This window comes from Sphingomonas elodea ATCC 31461 (assembly GCF_000226955.1).
GTDB lineage: Bacteria > Pseudomonadota > Alphaproteobacteria > Sphingomonadales > Sphingomonadaceae > Sphingomonas > Sphingomonas elodea.
On sequence record NZ_AGFU01000023.1, the window covers coordinates 1 to 20,699 of the forward strand.

Genomic DNA, 20,699 nt, shown 5'->3' on the forward strand with positions numbered 1-20,699 from the left:
TTTGGGAATCCCTCGACGATTCAGCTCGGTCGAAATCCGCTCTAAGCTCCTCTCGCGATCCTAGCCGCCATTGTCTTCGCGACGCGCCTCACGCAGCCCCGCATCCGGTGCGCCCGGGTCAGCGCTTCAGCCGGTCGTCGAGCCAGCGGGCGGCGGCGTCGGGGCTCTGCTGGTCCGTGTCGCGATCGACCAGGTAGTTGGCCTCGCGCATCCGTTCGACCGGAATAGCCCCGATCAGCGGGCGGAGCGCGGCCTGGAAGCGGCGGTCGCCCGCGCGGGAAGGTGCGATCAGCAGCACCGCGTCATAGCCGGGGATCGCCCCCTTGGGGTCCCGCAGCACCGCCAACCCCTGCGCGGCGATGCGGCCGTCGGACGAGAAGGCGGGGATCACGTCCGCGGTGCCGCTGGCGAGGGCGCGGTACATGAAGGTCGGCTGATAGGGATGCGCCTCGGCAAAACGGAGGCCATAGGCAGCCTGCACCGCCTTCCATTCGGAGCGTTCGAGAAACTCGATGTCGGTGGCGAGCTTCAACGACGGGGCGATGCGGGCGAGATCGGCGATCGTGGCGATGCCGCGCCGCCGGGCATCGTCGCCGCGCATCACGAAAGCATAGGCATTTTCGAAGCCGAGGGACCCGAGCAGGGTCACGCCCTTGGTGCGCCTTGCCCAGTCTGCGACCCCTCGGACGATCGCGGCGCGGGACGGCACATCGTGGCGGCGCATCTGGTTGGTCCAGATCGTGCCGGAATAGTCGACATAGACGTCGATCGCGTTGCTGGCGAGCGCGCCATAGGCAACGCCGGAGCCCAGCCCCTCACGGTAGCGGACCGCATAGCCCGCGGCCTGCAGCCGCGCGCCGATCAGCCGGGCAAGGACATACTGCTCGGAAAAGCCCTTTGCGCCGATCGTCACCGTGCCGCGCGCTGCCGGCCAGGCCGGGGCAAGCGCCGCCAGCGCACCGGCGGCAAGCGCGCCCAGGCTTGCCCAGACGAGCAGCCGCCGGCGGCGTGCGATCCCCCATTCGGCCAGGCCAAGCAGCGCATCTACCGCCAAGGCAAGCGTGGCGGCGGCGATGCAACCGGCGAGCACCAGCGTCCAGTTCTGCGTCTGTAGCCCTGCGAAGATCAGGTCGCCCAGGCTCGGCTGGCCGACGGTGGTGGACAGGGTCGCCGCCCCGATCGTCCAGACGGCAGCGGTGCGGATGCCCGCCATCACCATGGGGGCGACCAGCGGCGCCTCGACCAGCCGCAGCGTCTGCCAGCGGGTCATGCCGACGCCGTCCGCCGCCTCGCGCACCGCCGGGTCGAGGGTGACGAGGCCGGTCACCGCGTTCCGCAGGATCGGCAACAAGGCATAGAGCGTGAGCGCCAGCAGCGAGGGCAGGAAGCCGAGCGCCGGAATGCCGCCGCCGACCAGCGCCGACACCGACAGCAACAGCGGATAGAAAAGCGCAAGCAGCGCAAGGCTGGGGACGGTCTGGATCAGGCTCGCGACTCCCAGCGCTACCCGGGCGACGCCCCGGTGTCGGGCCGACAGCACCGCCAGGGGCAGGCTGATCGCGATTCCGAGCAGCAGCGCGGCGAGCGCCAGCAGCAGGTGCTGGGCCAGCAGATCGGGCACGCGGGTGAAGGCGGCGGTCATCGGGCCAGCGCCGCCAGCCGCTCGGCCTGTTCGCGCGGTACCGCGACGAGCGCGTCGGCGGCCGCGCCGCCCTTGCCGGCAAGCAGGTCGGCCGGCGTGGCGTCGCCGACGATCCTGCCCGCCTCCATCACCAGCACGCGATCGGCGAGCAGCAGCGCTTCCGCCATATCGTGCGTAACGAGAAGCGTCGTCAGCCCCATCGTGTCGTGAAGGCCGCGGATCGCCTTGCCCAGCGCATCGCGGGTGACCGGGTCGAGCGCGCCGAACGGCTCGTCCATCAGCAGCAGTCGCGGGCGTGTGGCGAGAGCCCGGGCGACGCCGACGCGCTGACGTTGGCCGCCCGAAAGCGCATCCGGCATACGCGCCGCCATCGCTTCGGGAAGGTCGACCAGGCGGAGCAGTTCGGCGACGCGGGAGTCGCGATCGCGCGCACCGGCCAGCCGCAGGCCGATCGCGACATTCTCGCCCACCGTGAGATGCGGGAACAGCCCGACATTCTGGAAGACATAGCCGATCCGGCGGCGCAGCAGATGGGGAGGCTCGGCATCCACCGGCGTGCCGCCGATGGTGATGCGGCCCGCGCTGGGCTCTATCAGTCGGTTGACCATCTTGAGCAAGGTCGACTTGCCCGAGCCCGACGCCCCGACCAGCGCGACGAAGCTCCCGCCCCGGATCGTGCAGGATACGCCGTCCACCGCCTGCGTGCCCGTTGCATAGGACTTGCGCACTGCATCAAAGGCTAGGTTGTGCAGGGGCTCCGGCATCGCGAGTGCTTGTGGGCAATCGTGGCTCAAAGGTCAAAGCGATCAGAGTGGCGTAAATGCAACAGATTGAATGGAACCATGCCACCCGTGCGGGCGCCTCGCTTGACAATAAATTATTAATATGATTTTTCCCACAAAGGGCAGCAATCGTTTGCTCGTTTAAAGCATTGGCACAAGCGGACAAGCCGCCTGCCGTGGGGAGGATCTATGAAAGCAACTTTCACGCGCTCGCGCGTGTCCGTTTCCGTGCGCCGTTCGGCGCTCGCTTCCGTTGCATCGCTGGCCGTAATGACGCTTGCCGTACCGGCAAGCGCGCAGACCGCGCCGGCCGACCAGTCGGGCGAAGCCGCCGGCCAGGAAGCCGAAATCGTCGTCACCGGCCTGCGCGCCAGCCTCAATCGCTCGATCGACGTCAAGCGCGACGCCAGCTCGATCGTCGATTCGATCGCGTCGGAAGACCTGGGCAAGTTCCCCGACACCAACGTCGCCGAATCGCTCCAGCGCATCACCGGCGTTTCGGTCGATCGGAGCAGCGGCGAGGGTCGCTTCGTCACCGTCCGCGGCTTCGGCCCGCAGTTCAACCAGCTGCTGCTCAACGGTCGCACGCTCGCCACCGAGAATCCCGGCCGCCAGTTCAGCTTCGACCTGCTGCCCGCCGACCTGATCTCGGGTGCCGACGTCTACAAGACCGCCAATGCCAATCTCCAGGAAGGCGGCATCGGCTCGACGATCAACCTCAAGACGCCGCGCCCGTTCGACACGCCCGGCCAGCGCGTGATCCTCAGCGCCAAGGCCAATTACGAGAGCCTGGCGGACAAGTTCACCCCCGACCTGTTCGGCCTCTACAGCAACACCTTCCTCGACGGGCGCCTGGGCGTGCTCGTCTCGGCCTCGTACGAGCAGCGCAAGGCGCGGATCGATACCGCATCGGTGAGCGGCTATTACCGGACCAGCGTCGGCGGCGCCAACGGCTCGCCGGTGCTGAACAACGTGTCCATGCCGCAGGACTATAACCAGTATTCCGACAGCCAGGACCGCAAGCGGCGGACCTTCACCGCCACGCTCCAGGCGAAGCCGACCGACACGCTGACGATGACGCTGGACGGCGTGTACAACAAGTTCGACGTCCGCTCGGTCGCCAACCAGATCGGCCATTTCTACTCGCCGGCGAACATCAGCAACGTGAAGCTGGACGGCAACCGCACCGTCATCGGCTTCGACCAGGATGCAACCGGCCACACCGACTATGTCGCGCGCACCTTCAACCGGCCGACGGAGCTCAAGTCGGTCGGCTTCAACACGGTGTGGAAGCCGAATACGATGGTCGACGTCGCGTTCGACAGTTCCTATTCGGAAGCGCGCAACAACAATGGCGGCAACGAGATCTTCGCGGTCATCGGGTTCAACAACCCGATCAAGGTGGACAGCAGCGGCAGCGGCCTGCCGAGCCTGACGGCGACCAACGGCTTCACCAATCCCAATGTCGGCCGCGCCCATTTCGCGACGCGCCAGGGCTCCAACTATGGCGAGACGGTGTACGAGAACCGCCTCGATGTGACGCTGCGGACCGATTACGAGCATCTGACCGCGCTGCGCTTCGGTGCGATCTACACCGATCGCACCAAGGACAACCAGCTGGTCCAGTCGAGCAGCGACACCTGGTGCTCCTATTGCGGCTATTCGATCCCGGTGGCGAGCGGCCTGCTCCAGCCCTTCACCCCCAGCAACTTCCTGGGCGGCGTGGGCGGCACCTTCCCGCGCGCCTGGCTGGCGTTCAACCCGGAGAGCTATTTCACCTTCCTCGAGAGCCGGGCGGCGGCCGATGCCCAGGATCGCGCGACCGGTCAGCCGGTCGGCACCACCTATGCGCAGATCCAGCGGACCAACGGCTATGCCGCGACCGTGCAGCCCAGCTCGTACCGGGTGCATGAGAAGGTTGCCGGCGCCTATGCGCAGATCGACTTCAAGGGCGAGATCGGCGGCATGAAGCTGACCGGTGCGCTGGGTGCGCGCTACGTGCATACCGAACTGACCTCGACCGGCGTGAACCAGGTGCTGCTCGATCTGCTGCCGACCCCGAACGATCCCACGCTGTACCGCGCGCCGCTCTCGCCCACGGCAGTGCCGGTATCGGGCCAGACCAGCTATGACAGCTTCCTGCCGAGCCTGAACGCGAAGCTTGAGCTGTCGCGTGACATGGTGGCCCGCTTCGGCGCGTCGCAGACGGTCACGCGTCCGAACCTGACCGACCTCGCGCCGCAGCTGGTCTACACCGTCACCCGCCCGGGCAACCTGCAGGCGAGCGGCGGCAACCCGGCGCTGAAGCCGTACAAGTCGACCAACCTCGATCTCAGCTACGAATGGTACTATCAGAACGCCGGCTTCTTCACCGTCGGCGCCTTCTACAAGCGGCTCGACGACTTCATCGTCACCTCGGTGGGCAACGAGACGATCACGATCGCCAATGCCTCTAACCTGCCCGAGTTCGCCGGCGGCCGCGCGACCTTCGCGGTCAGCCGTCCGCGAAACGTGGGCGCGGCGACGGTCTACGGCCTCGAAGTCGGCTTCCAACACAATTTCTCGTACCTGCCGGCACCGTTCGACGGCCTGGGCGTGACGCTGAACGCCACCTTCGTGAAATCGAGCACGGGCGACAGCAACGACAACGGCGCCGCCTTCGCGCTGGTCGGCCTGGGTAACAGCCAGAATGCGGTGCTGTTCTACGAGAAGGGCCCGATCCAGTTCCGCGCCGCCTACAACCACCGCGACGGCTTCCTCTCCACCCAGTCCAACGCGACGGGCGGCAACCCGGTCTTCACCCGCGGCGCCGGCCAGGTGGACCTGCAGGCGAGCTATGCCGTCACCAAGAGCGTGTCGCTGGTCGCCGAGGCGATCAACGTCACCAACGCGGTGGTCCAGACCTATGACGGGACGGTCAACAAGTTCCTGAGCTATACCGAAACCGGTCCGCGCTACGCCCTTGGGGTGCGCGCCCGCTTCTGATCGGACGCCGCGGACCAAGCAGGAAGGCGGGGCTTTCGGGCCCCGCCTTTTTCGTTGGCCCCGAAGCGGATCAGGCGATCCGTTCGAGGTGGAGCAGGAACGCCGCCTGCGGCTTGAGGCGCGGCGGCTGGAGCCCGGCCGCCATCAACGCCGCGCCCGAGAACACCGCGCCTTCGCCCAGTGCTGCGAACAGCGGCGAGGCGGGATAGCCGCTGCCCGGCCAGGCCAGCGTCACCCGGTAGCGCGCCGCCGGATCGAGCCCGTCGAGCCGCAAGGGAGCGGCAAAATAGCCGCGCGGCTCGGTGACCTGGGTGTAGGAGAACAGCGCCTCCCGCTGGTCGGCGGCGACGATGCCGAAGGCGATCTCGCTTTCCGGCCGGTCGAGCCGGTAGAGGTCGCCTGTATGAATCAGCGCGCGGTGCCGCTTGTGGAGCGCGATGCCGGCGGCGAGCTCGGCCCGCTCGGCATCCTCCATCGCGTTGAGGTCTGCTTCCACGCCAAAATGGCCGAACAGTGCGGTGGCGACGCGCGTCGCCATGCCCACCCGTCGGCCGGTGATGTGGCAATCGGCCGGGCCGACATGCGCGCCCATCAGCTCGGCCGGCACGAAGGTGGAGAGGCCGCGCTGGATCGTCAGCCGGTCGAGCGCGTCGTTGGTGTCCGAGGTCCACACGCGGTCGGTATAGTCGAGAATGCCGAAGTCGGTACGGCCGCCGCCGGCCGAGCAGCTTTCGATCTCGACCGAAGGATGCGCCGCGCGCAGCCGGGCGAGCACCTCGTACAGCCCGAGCACATGGGCATGCGCGCCGGCGGCCCCGCCGGCGCCGCCGGGATGGGTGATGTCGCGGTTCATGTCCCATTTGAGATAGGCGATGGCGTGTTCGCGCAGCAGCGCATCGATCCGTTCGAACAGATGCTCGCGCACCGCCGCCTGACCGAAATCGAGCACCAGCTGGTTGCGGAAGCGCAGCTGCGGGGCAGGGGGTGTGCCGAGCACCCACTCTGGATGGGCGCGGAACAGCTCGCTGTCCGGATTGACCATCTCGGGTTCCACCCACAGGCCGAACTCCATGCCGAGCTTGCGCACATGCGCCACCAGCGGCCCCAGGCCGTCCGAGTAGATCGCCGGATCGACGATCCAGTCGCCGAGGCCCACGGTGTCGTCGCGGCGGCCGAGGAACCAGCCATCGTCGAGCACGAACCGCTCGATGCCGATCGCGGCGGCTTTGTCTGCCAGCGCCATCAGGGCCGCGGGCTTGTGGTCGAAATAGACCGCTTCCCAGGTGTTGTAGTGGACCGGCCGCGGCTTGGCGCGCAGCCGATCGTGCTGCGGCCGCGCGCGGACATGGGCGTGGAAGGCGCGGGCGAGGCCGCTGCGCCCGGCATCGGACCAGGCGCAGACCAGATCGGGGCTGGTATAGCGCGCGCCCGGCGCCAGCCGGCACTCGCCCGGCAGGAACAGCTCGCCCAGCTGGAGATAGGCGCGTCCGTCGGACAGCGTCTCCGCCCAGAGCCGATGGTTGCCGCTCCAGGCGAGCTGCACGCCGAACACCTCGCCCGCCTGCTCGCCGCAGGGCCCGACTTCGGCGAGGATCGCGGGGAAGGCATCATGGCTGGTGCGGCCGCGCCGGTTCTCGCGCGCCACCGCGCCCATCGCGCGGGCCACGCGGCGGGTCTGCAGCTCGCCCGACCAGCGGCCCTCGAACAGCGTCCAGTCGGTCACCGCCTCGGGGGCCGGCAGGGCGGGGGCATCGCACGCCTCGACGCTGAGCGCGGTGTCGCCGCGGTTGATCAGCGTGGTCCGCATCCGCAGCACGTCGCCGGCAAGATGCAGCCGGTGGACGAGGCCGATGCCGTGGGCGGTATCTTCCGAATCGATCTCGACGGTTGCGGCGTCGATCCGGTGTATCGCGGTGATCGCGGTCCAGGTCGCCCAGCCTTGGCCGTCGCGATGCGCCGACAGCCCGGGGCGGCCGGGAAAGCCCGCACCGATCAGCGGCGTGAGGCCCAAGGGCGGCGTGGTCGCGGGCGAGCAGGGGGCTTCCTGCCGCACGCCCAGCAGCGCCAGCGCGGCGGGATCGAGATCGTCGGGCAGGCGGCGGCCCCAGTAGAGGATCGCCGGCGCCTCGCCGCGGCAATCGACGATCAGGCAGGTGGCGCGGCCATCGAGCCGGACAAACGGGTCGGTCACAGTGCAATCCTCTCTCGGCGGGCGGGGCGTGCGTCCGCGGCGCAGTCGTTATTGACCGAGGTTTATTATGGTATAAATATGATGATCAACAAGCCAGTGCGGTGCGCGACGCAATCTTGCCAAGCGCAGCGTGCCGGTACAAACGATTTAGCAACAGGGTGGCGGCGCACGCACGCTGCGGCCCGGAGAGGAATGCAGTCAGGTGCTTGGCGTCTGCTATTACCCGGAACATTGGTCGCGCGCGCTGTGGGCGGAGGATGCCCGCCGCATGAAGGCGCTGGGGCTGCGCTATGTCCGCATCGGCGAATTCGCCTGGTCGCGGCTCGAGCCCGAGCCCGGCACCTATGACTTCGCCTGGCTCGACGAGGCGATCGAGACGCTGGCCGCCGCCGGGCTGGAGGTGGTGCTCGGTACCCCCACCGCGACACCGCCGAAATGGCTGATCGACCGCTATCCAGAGATCCTGCCGGTCGACCCGGAGACCGGCCGCACCCGCGGCTTCGGCTCGCGGCGGCATTATGATTTCTCCAGCGACGTCTACTTACGCGAATCCGAGCGGATCGTGACCGCGCTGGCCGAACGTTACGGCAGCCATCCCGGCGTGGTGGGCTGGCAGACCGACAACGAGTTGTGCTGTCACCTCACCACGCTCAGCGCGTCGCCGGTCGCCCGCGATGCGTTCCGCCTTTGGTGCAAGGCGCGCTACGGCACGATCGAGGCGCTCAACACCGCCTGGGGCAACGTCTTCTGGTCGATGGAATATCGCAGCTTCGACGAGATCGAACTGCCGGTCGGCGCGGTGACCGAGACGAGCCCGGCGCACCGCATGGCGTGGCGGCGTTTCTCGTCCGACCAGGTCGCGCGCTATCACGATGCGCAGGTGGCGATCCTGCGCCGGCTGTCGCAGGGCAAGTTCATCACCCACAACTTCATCCCGATGAACGAGACCGGGGTCGACAACCACCGGCTCGCCCGCGACCTCGATTTCGCGGCGTACGACAATTATCCGCTCGGCCGCACCGATCTGTGGATGGCGGACGCGCCCGCCGAGGAATTCCGCCGCTACATGCGGACCGGCCACCCCGATTTCGGCGCCTTCTTCTTCGACCAGACCCGTGGCCTCGCCCCCGGCGCCTTCTGGATCATGGAGCAGCAGCCGGGGCCCGTGAACTGGGCGATGCACAATCCGCGCCCCGCGCCGGGCATGGTGCGGCTGTGGACGCTGGAGGCGTTCGCGCACGGCGCCGGCGTGGTCAGCTATTTCCGCTGGCGCCAGGCGCCCTTCGCGCAGGAGCAGATGCACGCCGGCCTGCTCCGGCCCGACAGCAGCGCGGCGGCGGCGTGGCCCGAGGTCGAGGCGGTCGTCCGCGACCTTGCCCTGCTCGGCCTGGAGGAGCGCCCGCGCGGCCGTGCCAGGGTGGCGCTGGTCGTCGATGTCGAGGCGCAGTGGCTCGGCGATATCGAGCGGCAGGGCGACAGCTACGACTATACACGCATCCTGCTCGGCTATTACCAGGCGTTCCGCCGGCTGGGCGTGGATGTCGACTTTATCGCCCCGGACGGCGATCCGGCGGATTACAGGCTGATCGTCGTGCCTTCGCTGGCGATCGCGCGGGCGGACACGGCGGCGCATCTGGCGCGCGGCGGCGCGGTGGTGCTCTATGGCGCGCGCTCGGGCGCCAAGACCGAGGATTTCACCCTGCCCGAGACGCTGGCGCCCGGCGCCCTGCAGGCGGTGCTGCCGATCCAGGTGCAGTCGGTCGAGACGCTGCGTCCGGGCTGCGAGGGCAGCATTGCGTGGAACGGCCGCGTCTATCCGAGCGGCGGCTGGCGCGAGGAGCTGGGGCTGGATGCCTCGGTCGAGACGCTGGGCCGGTTCGAGGATGGCGGCGCGGCGCTGGTCCGCAAGGACAAGGCGCTGTATCTCGCGACCCTTTCCGACGCGACGCTGCTGACCGACCTGCTGGAGGCGCTCTGTGCCGAGGTGGGCGTGGCGACGGTGCGGCTGTCCGAGGATCTGCGGATCTGCCGGCGCGGCGGCCTCGTCTTTGCCTTCAACTATGCCGAGACCGCCGCGATGGCGCCGGCACCGCAGGACGCGACCTTCGTGCTCGGCGGCCACACCATCGCCCCGCGCGACGTTGCCATCTGGAGCGAGAAGTGATCGCGGTGCTGCGCGGCGCGGGCCTCGTGCTCGCGGCGGTGCTCGCCAGCCCGGCGGTGGCGCAAGGCCTGCCCGATGTACCGGAACTCGCGCAGCCCGGCGCCTATCCGGTCGGCGTGCTGCGGATGGACCTGACCGATCCGGCACAGAAGCGGGATCTGCCGTTGACCATCTGGTATCCCTCTGCCGGGCAGGGCGGCGCGCCCGCGCACTATGTGATGAAGACGCCGGGGCCGGCCGCGACCGGTGGCCATGTCGGTGTCGCGCGGGTCGATGTACCGGCACTTACCGGCAAGCGCTTCCCGCTGGTCGTCTTCTCGCACGGCTATCGCAACTGGGCGACGGGGTTCAGCGATCTCGCCGAGGGGCTCGCCTCGCACGGCTATGTCGTCGCCGCGATCGACCATACCGATATCGAGCCCGCGAAACCCGAAGAGGGGCTGCGCTCCTTCGCGCGGGTGGTGCAGACGCGCAGCGCCGACCAGCGCTTCGTCATCGCCGAACTCACCCGGCGGGCGACCCGTGGTCCGCTGGCGAACAGCTATGATCCGACCGCGATCGCGCTGATCGGCTATTCGATGGGCGGTTTCGGCGCGCTGATCACCGCCGGGGCGGGGCTCGACCCCAAAAATCCCTTCTTCAAGATCGCGCCGGGCATGGACGCCTATGCCGAAGGATCGTCGCTCGAGGCGCAGGCGCCGGCGGGCGTGAAGGCGATCGTCGCCTTCGCCCCCTGGGGCGCCACGCCTCCGCTTCGGGCATGGACCCCGAAGGCGGTCGCCAACATCACCGTTCCGATCCTGTTCGCCGTCGGCGATCAGGATGATGTGAGCGGCTATGGCGAAGGCGTCGAATGGCTCTACCAGAATGCCGTCGGCGCCGACCGGACGATGCTGGTGTACCAGAATGCTCGTCATAACATCGTCGGGGACGGCGTGGCAGGCATCCCCGATCCCAGCTTCGAATGGGTCGAGCGGCTGGAAGAACCGGTCTGGCGGCGCGATCGTATCCTTGCGATCAACCGGCACTTCGTGACCGCCTTTCTCGATCGTACGCTGAAGAACGATAGCGCACATGGCGCCTTGCTGACCGTCCCCACCGAAAAGGCAGCCGACGGCGCCTGGCCGCTCGGCGCCGGCCAGAGCGTCGGTGCGCGCTATGCCGCACCCGACGATTCCGGATCGCGCGGCTATTGGCCGGGCTTCCAGCGCCGCTGGGCGCTCGGCCTTGAACTCCATCACGCCGCCCCGGGAGCGCGTCCATGAACCTGCAGCAGAACCAGGCGCTGATCGCCGCGGCCCTTACCGCCCTCGTCGCCTTCATCACCTACTGGAAATGCCGGGGCGAGGGGCGCTCGGCCGAGAACAGCAACCGCGAATTCTTCCTCGCCGGGGGCGGGCTATCGTGGTTCTACATCGCCGGCTCGATCACCATCACCAACCTGTCGACCGACCAGCTGATCGGCATGAACGGCAACCAGATGGCGCTGCTCGCCTGGTGGGAGCTGGCGGCGGTGGCGGGGCTGACGATGCTCGCCTTCATCTTCCTGCCGATCTATTATCGCAACAACTGCACCACCGTTACCGAGCTGCTCGAGAAGAAGTACGGCGACGTCAACATCCGGGCGACCATCGCCACGGTGTTCCTGCTCGGCAATATCCTGATCTACCAGCCGATCGTCCTCTATTCGGGCGCGCTGATGATGAAGTCGATGTTCGGCCTCACCGTGCCGACGGTGCTGCTGGCGGCGGTGTTCGGCGTGGCGGGATCGCTCTACTCGATCTTCGGCGGGCTGCGCGCGGCGGCGATCACCGACACCTATAGCGGCGTGCTGCTGCTCGGCATGGCGATGCTGGTAGTGTTTCTGTCGCTGGCTGCGATCCACTGGGACTTTTCCGGCATCCCGCCGGAGCGGCTGACCATGCTGGGCGGCCCGGACTCGCCGATTCCGTGGCCGACCCTGTTCACCGGCATCCTGTTCATCCAGATGTTCTACTGGTCGACCAACCAGACGATCACGCAGCGCGCGATGGCCGCCCCCAATCTGCGCGAGGCGCAGAAGGGCGTGATGGCGGCGACCGCGATCCGCCTGCTGGTGGTGCCGGCGATCGTCGTCATTCCCGGCATCGTATCGTACAAGCTGTTCGGGCATCTGGGCGACGCGGCGTACGGCAAGATCGTGTGGACGGTGCTGCCCACCTGGATGTCGGGCATCTTCGCCGCCGCCATCGCCTCGGCGGTGCTGGCGCACTTCACCAGCCTGCTCAATTCCTCGGCGACGCTCTATGTGTGCGACCTGCACGAGAAATATATCGATCCGAACCCCAATGTCGCGAAGCTGAACCTGATCAGCAACATCCTGTTCGTGATCCTCGCGATCGCGATCGTGCCGATCTATGCGGGCGCCACCAGCATCATCAACCTGGTGCAGCAACTCAACGGGCTGACCAGCATGCCGGTGCTGTCGGTATTCCTCGTCGCGCTGCTGTTCCGCGGCGTCGATGCGCGCGCGGCGATCTGCGGGCTGGTGGCGGGCGTGGCCTTCTACGCTTTCGCGACGTTCGTCTGGGCGCCGCTCCACTATATCCACATGATCGCGATCACGCTGTTCTTCAGCATCGGCGTGTCGCTCAGCGTCAACCGGCTGGCGTTCGGCAACCGGGCGACGTGGCGACCCGCACGAGGCTGAAGGCTCAGGCGGGGGTGGTTTCGGCCGCCGCCGCCGGGCGCCAGCCGAGCGCCTCCGAAATGCGCCGCGCGGTGCGGATCAGTTCCTGCAGCGATTGCTCGACGGACATCAACTGCGATCCGTCGACGACCTCCAGATAGGGGACGGTCAGCGCGGCGAGCAGTTCGCCGTCGAAGCCAAGCACCGGGCAACTGATGTCGGTCACGCCGCGGGTGATGGGGCTCTGCCGCAGGCAATAGCCATCGGCGCGGGCGGTGCGCAGATGCGTGGCGAGCGTCGCCTCGTCGATCGGCGTGTCCCGCAAGGCGGAGGCGCGCTCCCGCATCCGGACGGCGCGCTCCTCGCTGGCGAAGGCGAGCAGGACATGGCCCGAGCAGCTGTCGATCAGGTCGATCGTCGCGCCGATCCGGAGCGCGAAGCTGCGGGTGCCCGGATTTTCCTCGCGCGCGATGACCAGTCCTTCGCCGGCCTTCGCCACCACCAGATGGCATGACTGGCCGATCGTCGCGGCCAGTGCCTGCATCTCCGGCTGGGCGGTGACGACCAGCTTGCGCGCCGGAGTGGCGCGATAGGCGACGTCGAGGAACTTGTAGGTCGCGGTATAGCGATCGGTGAGCTCCGACTTCTGGAGATAGCCGGCCTCTTCCATCACCACCACGATGCGGAACAGTTCGCCCAGCGAACGACCGAGCGCCGCGGCCATCTCGCTGGCCAGCAGCCCTTGCGGGTTGTTCGCCAGCAGTTCGATGATGAGGAATGCCTTGTCGAGCGCCGGCGCGCTGTAGCTGCCCTTGCGCTGGGAAGGGGCTCCGGTTCGTTTCGGCATGGCGTCTCGCTATTCTGGTTCGGCACCAGCGCTAGCCGCAATCGCGGCGCCAAGGAAGCGGTGGTGCCGATCAGATGGTGACGAGGGCCTTGAGCACCGATTCCTGCACGGCGATCAGCCCGGGCAGCGCCGCGGGCGCTTCGGCCAGCGCCACGCGGTGGGTGAGGAAGCGGTCGATCGGGATGGTGCCGTCGCGGATTGCCGCCACCACCTGCTCGAAATCGGCCGAGAGCGCGTTGCGGCTGGCGAGCAGCGTCGTCTCGCGCTTGTGGAATTCGGGATCGGGAAAGCTCAGCGTATCGCGGTTGAGGCCGACCAGCACATAGGTGCCGGCATGCGCGAGGTTGGCGAGGCCGGCGTTCATCGCCTGGATGTTGCCGGTCGCGTCGAACAGATAATCGAACATCTCGCCACCGGTGCGCGCTTCGAGCTGCTCGGTCGCCTCCGGTCCGGCGATCACGCCGTCCGTGAAGCCGAAGGCCTCTGCAGCGGTCGCCAGCCGCCGGGCGCTGCGATCGAGCAGCGTCACCTCCGCGGCACCTGCGATGCGGGCAAACAAGGCGCAACCGATCCCGATCGGGCCCGCGCCGGTGACGAGCACGCGGGCACCCGGCTCGATCGCGGCCCGGCGCACGGCATGGGCGCCGATCGCGAGGAACTCCACCATGGCGGCGTGATCGAGCGAGAGGCCGGGAGTGGGGATCACCGCGTGGAGCGGGGCCGTCATATATTCCGCCATGCCGCCATCGGCGTGCACGCCCAGCACGCTGATCCGGCTGCAGCAGTTCGGCCGGCCGCGACGGCAGGCGACGCAGGTGCCGCAGGGCAGATAGGGATTGACGGTAACGATGTCGCCCGGCGCCAGGCCACTGCCCTCCGGCGCCTCGGCGATCTCGCCCGAAAGCTCGTGGCCGATCAGGCGGGGATAGGTGAAGAAGGGCTGGCTTCCGTCGAAGATGTGATAGTCCGTGCCGCAGATGCCGACGCGGCGCATGCGGATCAGCACCTCGCCCTCGCGGGGCTCGGGGCGGGGTCGCTCTTCGATATGGGCTTGATGCGGACCCACGCAAACCAGTGCCTTCATCCTGTCTACTCCCCGGCACCACTGGGATGCGCTTTCCTGAATTTGGTTGCGGTGATATCGAAATATCATAGGCGAAAGCAAGGCTGCAGGGACGACAGCATATAAAGCCTGGTCCCGATCTTGGCTGCCCGCCGCTTTTATGAGACCGCGTTTTCATGGGTGCAGCGAATCAACCACGGACGAAAGCGACAGGCGGCACGCGCCGAACCGCGCGATGGCCGCGGCCGATTTGCTCGCACGGCGCGCCGAACCTGCTATCGCTGCTCCCTCTGCCCCTCCCCTCCGGAAACCAGAAAAAGGAACCCGCATGAAGCTCTGTCGCTATGGCGCCCCTGGCCAGGAACAGCCCGGCCTGATCGATGCGGACGGCCGCCTGCGGTCGCTCGCCGGCCATGCCGACATCACGCCGGAGACGCTGGGGCCGGACGCGCTCGCCAGGATCGCCGCGATCGATCCCGCCAGCCTGCCGCTGGTCGAAGGCAGCCCGCGCTACGGCGTGCCGGTGTCGGGCACGCGCAAGTTCATCGCGATCGGCCTCAACTATGCCGACCATGCCGCGGAATCGAACCTGCCGATCCCGGCCGAGCCGGTGGTATTCAACAAATGGGTGAGCTGCCTGCAGGGCCCGAACGACCCCGTCGTCATCCCCCGCGATTCCCAAAAGACCGACTGGGAGGTCGAGCTGGGCGTCGTGATCGGCACCCGCGCCGAATATGTGTCGGTGGAAGACGCGCTGAGCCATGTCGCAGGCTATTGCGTGATCAACGACGTGTCCGAGCGCCACTGGCAGATCGAGCGCGGCGCGACCTGGGACAAGGGCAAGGGCTTCCCCACCTTCGGCCCGGTGGGCCCCTGGCTGGTCACGTCCGACGAGGTGGGAGATCCGCAGAACCTGTCGATGTGGTGCGCGGTCAACGGCAAGCGCGTGCAGGACGGCAACACCAGGACGATGATCTTCACCGTCGCCGAGATCATCGCCTATTGCTCACAGTTCATGACGCTGGAGCCGGGCGACATCATCACGACGGGGACGCCGCCGGGCGTCGGCATGGGCCAGAAGCCCGAGCCCTGGTATCTCAAGGCCGGCGACGTGGTGACGCTGGGCATCGAGAAGCTGGGCGAACAGCGCCAGGACTTCGTCGCCTGGACGCCGCGGGGCTGAGGCGCATGCGGCCGCCGTTCGTCGACGCGCATCTCCACCTCTGGGACCGGGAGCGGCTGCGCTATCCGTGGCTGGACGAGGCAGACAAGGCGTCGATCGCCGCGACCTATACGGTGGCGCAGCACCGCGCCGCGGCGGCCGACTGGAATCTGGTTGGGGCCGTGCATGTCGATGCCGGCGCCCATCCGGACGACGGCGAGCGCGAGACCGACTGGCTGAACAGCATCGCCGATGCCGAGGGGCTGCCGAGCGCGATCGTCGCCCGGGTGGCGCTGGATGCGCCCGATGTCGAGGCGGTGCTTGCGCGTCAGGCGGCGCGGGCGCGGGTGGTCGGCATCCGCCACCTGATCAACTGGCACCCCGACCCATCCCGCCAGGCGTATTCGCGCGACCTGACGATGGACCCGGCATGGCGCCGCGGCTTCGGGCTGCTGGCGCAGCATGGGCTCAGCTACGACTTTCACGGCTTCCCCCCGCAGCTCGCGGGGCTGGCGGAGGTAGCGGCGGCGCATCCGGACGTGCCGGTGATCGTCAACCATCTCGGGCTGCCGATCCCGCAGGATGGTCTGGAAGCATGGCGCGCCGGGCTTACCGCCCTGGCCGCAATGCCGCAGGTTGCCATCAAGCTCTCCGGCGCCGGCTTCGTCGCCTCGCCGTTCGATCCCGCCGCCTTTGCGCCGATCGTGGAGGAGGTGATCGAGCTGTTCGGCATCAGGCGGGTGATGGTCGCCAGCAACTTTCCCACCGATCGGCTGTTCGCGCCATTGGACACCACGCTCGCCGCTTACGAGGCGCTGCTCGCCGGCTATTCGGACGATGAGCGCCGCGACCTCTGGGGCCGCAACGCCAACCGTATCTATCGACTGGATCTCCACCTGTGACTGCCATTCCCCACCGCCCGATCGGCCGCACCGGCCTGACCGTTCCCGAACTCGGCTTCGGCGCCGCCTCGCTCGGCAATCTCTACGCGCCGGTCAGCGATGCCGATGCGCGCGGCGCGATCGACGCGGCGCTGGCCGCGGGGCTGCGCTATGTCGACACTGCCCCCCATTACGGGCGTGGTCTCTCCGAGCGCCGGGTCGGCGAGGCAGTGCGGCTGCAGCCGGACGTGGTGATCTCCACCAAGGTCGGGCGGCTGATGGATCCCGATCCCTCGGTGACGGACGATCGCGAGCGCGACGGTTTCCGCTCGCCGATGCCCTTCCGCATGCGCTACGACTATAGCCATGACGGCATCCTGCGCAGCCATGAACACAGCCTCCAGCGGCTGGGGGTGGCGCGGGTCGACCTGCTCTATGTCCATGATATCGGCGGCTATACGCATGGCGACGCGGCCGGAGGCTATTGGCAGCAGCTGACCACCGGCGGTGGGCTGAAGGCGCTGGAGCGGCTGCGCGACGAGGGCAGCATCGCCGGCTTCGGGGTGGGGGTGAACGAGATCCAGGTATGCCTGGACGTGATGCAGGAAGCGCGGCTCGATGCGATCCTGCTCGCCGGGCGCTACACGCTGCTCGAGCAGAATGCGTTGGATGCGCTCTTCCCCGCCTGCGCGGCGGCCGGCACCTCGATCGTGATCGGCGGGCCGTACAATAGCGGCATCCTGGCCACGGGCACCAAGCGCGGCGGCACGCTTCACTATGACTACGGCCCCGCGCCCGAGACCGTGGTGGCGAAGGTGCGCGGCATCGAGGCGGTGGCCGATCGCCACGGCGTGCGGCTGCCGGCGGCAGCACTGGCCTTCGTGCTGGCACATCCGCAGGTCGCCAGCGTCATTCCCGGCATCGGCAGCGCCGCGCGGGTGGCGCAGACGGTGGAGCTTTACCGCGAGGCGATCCCCGCCGCCTTCTGGCAGGAGCTGCGCGCCGCCGGCCTGCTCCGTGCCGACGCGCCGGTGCCCGAGGACGCCGCCTGACGCCCGAAGCCGCCCTGCTCGGCTATGTCGCTCGGCTGCTGGCCGAGACAAGGGCGCCGGTGGTGCTCGGCCTTTGCGGGGCGCAAGGGAGCGGCAAGTCGACGCTGGCCGCCGCCGTCGCGCGGGCGGTGCCGGGGACACTGGTGCTGTCGCTCGACAACCTCTACCGCACCCGCGCCGAGCGGTCCGATCTGGCGGCAACCGTCCACCCGCTGTTCGCAACGCGCGGGGTGCCGGGCACACACGATGTCGATCTCGGGATCGCGACACTGGATGCGCTGCGCGCCGGCGAGCCGGTGCGGCTGCCGCGCTTCGACAAGGCGATCGACGACCGCGCGGCCCCCGCCGACCAGGTCGCGGTGCGCGCGCCGCGCCTGGTTCTGTTCGAGGGCTGGTGCGTCGGTGCCCGCCCGATCGACGAGGCCGAACTCGTCGCGCCGGTCAACCCGCTGGAGCGCGACGAAGACGGGCAGGGGGCCTGGCGACGGGCGTGGAACGCGGCGCTTGGCGGCCCGTATCAGGCGCTGTTCGCGCGGATCGACCGGCTGGTGCTGCTCGAGGCGCCCGGCTGGGATGCGGTGCTGCAGTGGCGGCGCGAGCAGGAACATGCCCTGCGCGCCTCGGGGGCCAGCGGTCCGGGCGTGATGGACGATGCCGCCGTCGCCCGCTTCATCCAGCATTATGAGCGGCTGACCCGGCATATCCTCGCGGAAATGCCGGGTCGGGCGGACCTGGTACTGCCCCTTGACGAACGCCGCGGCCTGCGCGCCAGCTAGTGGCAGGCGGCGCTGCCGAGCGGCGTCGTGCGAGTGAGGTCCGGGCGCGTCGCCAGCACCTTTTCGGCGATCGGCAGCTTCAGGCCCTTCAGTTCCTGCGCGACCAGATCGGCTAGCGCACGGGCGCCGAGTTCGCTGAAATGGGTGTCGTCGTCGATCCCCTTGGGAAAGCCGGCCACTTTATCCTCGGGCGTGTAGTGAAGGTACAGCTTGCGCGAGCCGTCCGGCCCGAGCCGCTGGAGCAGCTCGGCCGAGCGCGCCTCCAGATCGAGCAGCGGCGTGCTGGTGCTCGAAACCAGCGCGCGCATCACTTCGCTATAGGCGGCGAAGTCGGCCTTCACGCGTGTCCCGTCGAAGCTGCGCCGCACCGGCGGGGTGACCAGCACCGGCACCAGCCCGCGCCCGCGCGCCTCCCAGATCATCCGCAGCAGATTGTCGCGGTAGAGCGTGGCGGCGGGGGCATAGCGTTCGGGCTTGCCCGTGCTCGCATCATTGTGGCCGAACTGGATCAGCACGACGTCGCCGGGCTTGGCCTCGGCGAGCAGCGAATCCCAGCGGCCCTCCGCGAGGAAGGACTTGGTGCTGCGCCCGCCGATCGCGCGGTTCACCACCACGGCATCGGCCGCCATCCCGCACGGCAGCATCTGACCCCAGCCGGTCTGCGGATAGCGATTGGCGGCATAGGTCTGCGCGGTCGAATCGCTGGCGATGAACAGCGTTTGCGCGCCGGCGGGCGTGGCGACGGCGAGCGCCGCGGCGAGCAGCGCCCCCCTCATTGCAGGTTCACGAAGGCGCCGCCGTCGACCAGCAGCGCGGCGCCGGTGACATAGGCCGCCATGTCGGAGGCGAGGAACACGATCGGCCCGGCAAGATCCTCGGGCTGGCCCAGCCGGCCGAGCGGCACCCGGCCTTCCATGTATTTCCGCTTCTCGTCGTCGGCGAGATCGTCCTTGTTGATCTCGGTGAGGATCGTGCCCGGCAGCACCGAGTTGCAGCGGATGCCGTGCCGCCCCAGCGCGATCGCCGCCGATTGCATCAGCGAATGGAGCCCCGCCTTGGTGGGGGTGTAGTGCGTCTGATATTCGCCGCCGACCAGCGCCGAGATCGACGAGACCGCGACGATGGCGCCGCCATGGCCTTGCGCGACCATCTGGTTCGCCGCCGCCTGGCACATGAAATAGCCGCCGAGCAGGTTGACCTGCATCGTCCGCTGCACGGTCTCCGCCGGCATATCGAGGAACGCGTGGAAGGGGCAGATGCCGGCGTTCGAGACCAGCACGTCGACCTTGCCCAACGCGTCGACCGCGCGGGCGACGAAATCGGTGGCGGTGGCGGGATCGGCGACGTCGCCCTTCACCGCCAGGCCGCGCCGGCCCTTGGCTTCGATCGCGGCGACCACCGCTGCGGCATCGTCGTCGCGGCTGTGATAGTTGATCGCCACATCCGCGCCGGCCTCGGCCGCCCCGATCGCCGCCGCCCGGCCGATCCCGGTCGACCCGCCGGTGACGAGCACCGTCTTCCCCTCCAACAGCTTCACTACGCTCTCTCCCTTATCGTCGTTGTTTGCGGGCCGGGCGCATCTCCGCGCTCCAGCCGAGATCGGTGCTGATCGCTTCCGCCGTGCCGCGCACCTGCGCGCTCAGGGCCGCCATGCGATCATCGTCCATATATTGCGCCGCGCTCGACACGCTGATCGCCGCGACGATCCGGCCCGACACGTCGCGCACCGGCGCCGCCACGCAGCGGATCAGGTCCTCATTCTCCTCGAGGTCGAAGGCGTGGCCGGCGGCCGCGTAGGCACGCATCCGTCCGAACCACAGGCCGTGATCGGTATGCTGCTGGCCGCGGCCCGCATCGGCGGCGTAGAGCCGTTCCCACTCGCTTTCGGCTGTGTCGATCAGCAGCGCCTTGCCGAGCCCGGTCGAGGTCAGTGGCTGGCGGTCGCCGATGCGGCTGGAGATTTCCACGCGGCGACGGCCGGGAATCTTGTCGAGATAGAGCGCCAGATCGCCGTCCATTCGGCCGAGATGCACCGTGTCCTCGGTTTCGGCCGCCAGCGCTTCCATGCGCGGGCGGGCGATCTGGACGATGTCTGCCTGGCTCTGCGCCAGGAAGCCCAGCTGGATCAGTTTCGGTCCCAACTGATAGCCGTCGCGGGGCAGATAGCCGAGAAAGCCGCGATCGATCAGCGCATTTGCGAGGCGGTGCGTCGTCGAGCGCGTCAGCCCCATGCGAGCCGACAATTCCGCCAGTTTCACAGGACCTTCGATGACCTTGTCGAGCATGTCGAGCCCGCGCAGCAGCGTCTGGCTGCCCTGAATCTTGGAGGCTCCGGCGGCCGACGCGGCGCCTTCCGAGCTTTCAGTATTTGACGTGGGGCGTTCCATTAATTATCATCCTATCCCATAAAGTGAGAAAGTAAAGCATTCAGGAGGATGCCGGGCAGCCGATCGCGGCTGCGACCCACCCGAACCTCTTGGGCGCGG

16 protein-coding genes are annotated in these 20,699 nt (G+C 68.5%); 8 read left to right on the forward strand and 8 right to left on the reverse strand.

Annotated elements, in window-relative coordinates; translation table 11 throughout:
- Nucleotides 1-118: 118 nt before the first annotated feature.
- Complete coding sequence (locus KK7_RS0107600; RefSeq protein WP_010544046.1) at nucleotides 119-1,642, reverse strand: ABC transporter permease/substrate-binding protein; 1,524 nt, start codon at nucleotides 1,640-1,642, stop codon at nucleotides 119-121.
- On the reverse strand, nucleotides 1,639-2,406 hold the full coding sequence (locus tag KK7_RS0107605; protein WP_010544047.1) for an ATP-binding cassette domain-containing protein: 768 nt from the start codon (nucleotides 2,404-2,406) through the stop codon (nucleotides 1,639-1,641). Before KK7_RS0107605 ends, KK7_RS0107600 begins: the two co-directional genes overlap by 4 nt.
- A 288-nt stretch (nucleotides 2,407-2,694) precedes the next feature.
- On the opposite strand from KK7_RS0107605, the gene KK7_RS0107610 reads away from it, so the two are divergent.
- Complete coding sequence (locus KK7_RS0107610) at nucleotides 2,695-5,409, forward strand: TonB-dependent receptor (RefSeq protein ID WP_010544048.1); 2,715 nt, start codon at nucleotides 2,695-2,697, stop codon at nucleotides 5,407-5,409.
- A gap of 70 nt (nucleotides 5,410-5,479) precedes the next feature.
- Here KK7_RS0107610 and KK7_RS0107615 read toward each other — a convergent pair whose 3' ends face one another.
- Complete coding sequence (locus tag KK7_RS0107615) at nucleotides 5,480-7,600, reverse strand: alpha-galactosidase (protein ID WP_010544049.1); 2,121 nt, start codon at nucleotides 7,598-7,600, stop codon at nucleotides 5,480-5,482.
- Between the two features lie 202 nt (nucleotides 7,601-7,802).
- Between KK7_RS0107615 and KK7_RS0107620 the strand changes: the two genes are divergently transcribed.
- The 3 genes from KK7_RS0107620 to KK7_RS0107630 are packed head-to-tail and all read left to right on the forward strand — an operon-like array spanning nucleotide 7,803 to nucleotide 12,453.
- On the forward strand, nucleotides 7,803-9,764 hold the full coding sequence (locus KK7_RS0107620; RefSeq protein ID WP_010544050.1) for a beta-galactosidase: 1,962 nt from the start codon (nucleotides 7,803-7,805) through the stop codon (nucleotides 9,762-9,764).
- Nucleotides 9,761-11,029, forward strand: a complete 1,269-nt coding sequence (locus KK7_RS0107625; RefSeq protein ID WP_010544051.1) for an alpha/beta hydrolase family protein — start codon at nucleotides 9,761-9,763, stop codon at nucleotides 11,027-11,029. Before KK7_RS0107620 ends, KK7_RS0107625 begins: the two co-directional genes overlap by 4 nt.
- Nucleotides 11,026-12,453 carry an SLC5 family protein gene (locus KK7_RS0107630; RefSeq protein WP_010544052.1) on the forward strand — a complete coding sequence of 476 codons (1,428 nt, stop codon included), beginning with the start codon at nucleotides 11,026-11,028 and terminating at the stop codon, nucleotides 12,451-12,453. Before KK7_RS0107625 ends, KK7_RS0107630 begins: the two co-directional genes overlap by 4 nt.
- 4 nt (nucleotides 12,454-12,457) lie before the next feature.
- Here KK7_RS0107630 and KK7_RS0107635 read toward each other — a convergent pair whose 3' ends face one another.
- Nucleotides 12,458-13,279 carry an IclR family transcriptional regulator gene (locus KK7_RS0107635; RefSeq protein WP_010544053.1) on the reverse strand — a complete coding sequence of 274 codons (822 nt, stop codon included), beginning with the start codon at nucleotides 13,277-13,279 and terminating at the stop codon, nucleotides 12,458-12,460.
- A gap of 70 nt (nucleotides 13,280-13,349) precedes the next feature.
- Nucleotides 13,350-14,363 carry a zinc-binding alcohol dehydrogenase family protein gene (locus tag KK7_RS0107640; RefSeq protein WP_010544054.1) on the reverse strand — a complete coding sequence of 338 codons (1,014 nt, stop codon included), beginning with the start codon at nucleotides 14,361-14,363 and terminating at the stop codon, nucleotides 13,350-13,352.
- Nucleotides 14,364-14,670: 307 nt separating this feature from the next.
- On the opposite strand from KK7_RS0107640, the gene KK7_RS0107645 reads away from it, so the two are divergent.
- Genes KK7_RS0107645 through KK7_RS0107660 form a run of 4 tightly spaced genes read left to right on the forward strand, consistent with a single transcriptional unit; the run spans nucleotide 14,671 to nucleotide 18,213 of the window.
- Entirely contained in the window at nucleotides 14,671-15,525 is an 855-nt protein-coding gene (locus KK7_RS0107645) for a fumarylacetoacetate hydrolase family protein (RefSeq protein WP_010544055.1), read from the forward strand.
- A gap of 5 nt (nucleotides 15,526-15,530) precedes the next feature.
- Nucleotides 15,531-16,406, forward strand: coding sequence for an amidohydrolase family protein (locus KK7_RS0107650; RefSeq protein WP_010544056.1), 876 nt, complete (start codon nucleotides 15,531-15,533; stop codon nucleotides 16,404-16,406).
- Nucleotides 16,403-17,437 carry an aldo/keto reductase gene (locus KK7_RS0107655; protein ID WP_010544057.1) on the forward strand — a complete coding sequence of 345 codons (1,035 nt, stop codon included), beginning with the start codon at nucleotides 16,403-16,405 and terminating at the stop codon, nucleotides 17,435-17,437. Before KK7_RS0107650 ends, KK7_RS0107655 begins: the two co-directional genes overlap by 4 nt.
- A 59-nt stretch (nucleotides 17,438-17,496) precedes the next feature.
- The gene (locus KK7_RS0107660; protein WP_010544058.1) at nucleotides 17,497-18,213 is read left to right on the forward strand and encodes a hypothetical protein; all 717 of its coding nucleotides are present in this window, start codon (nucleotides 17,497-17,499) and stop codon (nucleotides 18,211-18,213) included.
- Here KK7_RS0107660 and KK7_RS0107665 read toward each other — a convergent pair.
- The 3 genes from KK7_RS0107665 to KK7_RS0107675 are packed head-to-tail and all read right to left on the reverse strand — an operon-like array spanning nucleotide 18,210 to nucleotide 20,600.
- Nucleotides 18,210-18,989, reverse strand: coding sequence for a rhamnogalacturonan acetylesterase (locus KK7_RS0107665; RefSeq protein ID WP_010544059.1), 780 nt, complete (start codon nucleotides 18,987-18,989; stop codon nucleotides 18,210-18,212). The two genes, KK7_RS0107660 and KK7_RS0107665, sit on opposite strands and share 4 nt — an antisense overlap.
- On the reverse strand, nucleotides 18,986-19,750 hold the full coding sequence (locus tag KK7_RS0107670; protein ID WP_010544060.1) for an L-rhamnose 1-dehydrogenase Lra1: 765 nt from the start codon (nucleotides 19,748-19,750) through the stop codon (nucleotides 18,986-18,988). Before KK7_RS0107670 ends, KK7_RS0107665 begins: the two co-directional genes overlap by 4 nt.
- A 13-nt stretch (nucleotides 19,751-19,763) precedes the next feature.
- Nucleotides 19,764-20,600 (reverse strand): IclR family transcriptional regulator, encoded by an 837-nt coding sequence (locus KK7_RS0107675; RefSeq protein WP_010544061.1) that lies wholly within the window; start codon nucleotides 20,598-20,600, stop codon nucleotides 19,764-19,766.
- Between the last annotated feature and the right edge of the window lie 99 nt (nucleotides 20,601-20,699).

What these genes read in the sequence shown, in the direction of transcription:
- KK7_RS0107600 (WP_010544046.1), bottom strand. Translation starts at nt 1,642, where the DNA reads ATGACCGCCGCCTTCACCCGCGTGCCCGATCTGCTGGCCCAGCACCTG.
- KK7_RS0107630 (WP_010544052.1), top strand. Translation starts at nt 11,026, where the DNA reads ATGAACCTGCAGCAGAACCAGGCGCTGATCGCCGCGGCCCTTACCGCC.
- KK7_RS0107675 (WP_010544061.1), bottom strand. Translation starts at nt 20,600, where the DNA reads ATGGAACGCCCCACGTCAAATACTGAAAGCTCGGAAGGCGCCGCGTCG.
- KK7_RS0107665 (WP_010544059.1), bottom strand. Translation starts at nt 18,989, where the DNA reads ATGAGGGGGGCGCTGCTCGCCGCGGCGCTCGCCGTCGCCACGCCCGCC.
- KK7_RS0107650 (WP_010544056.1), top strand. Translation starts at nt 15,531, where the DNA reads ATGCGGCCGCCGTTCGTCGACGCGCATCTCCACCTCTGGGACCGGGAG.
- KK7_RS0107605 (WP_010544047.1), bottom strand. Translation starts at nt 2,406, where the DNA reads ATGCCGGAGCCCCTGCACAACCTAGCCTTTGATGCAGTGCGCAAGTCC.
- KK7_RS0107635 (WP_010544053.1), bottom strand. Translation starts at nt 13,279, where the DNA reads ATGCCGAAACGAACCGGAGCCCCTTCCCAGCGCAAGGGCAGCTACAGC.
- KK7_RS0107640 (WP_010544054.1), bottom strand. Translation starts at nt 14,363, where the DNA reads ATGAAGGCACTGGTTTGCGTGGGTCCGCATCAAGCCCATATCGAAGAG.
- KK7_RS0107645 (WP_010544055.1), top strand. Translation starts at nt 14,671, where the DNA reads ATGAAGCTCTGTCGCTATGGCGCCCCTGGCCAGGAACAGCCCGGCCTG.
- KK7_RS0107610 (WP_010544048.1), top strand. Translation starts at nt 2,695, where the DNA reads ATGACGCTTGCCGTACCGGCAAGCGCGCAGACCGCGCCGGCCGACCAG.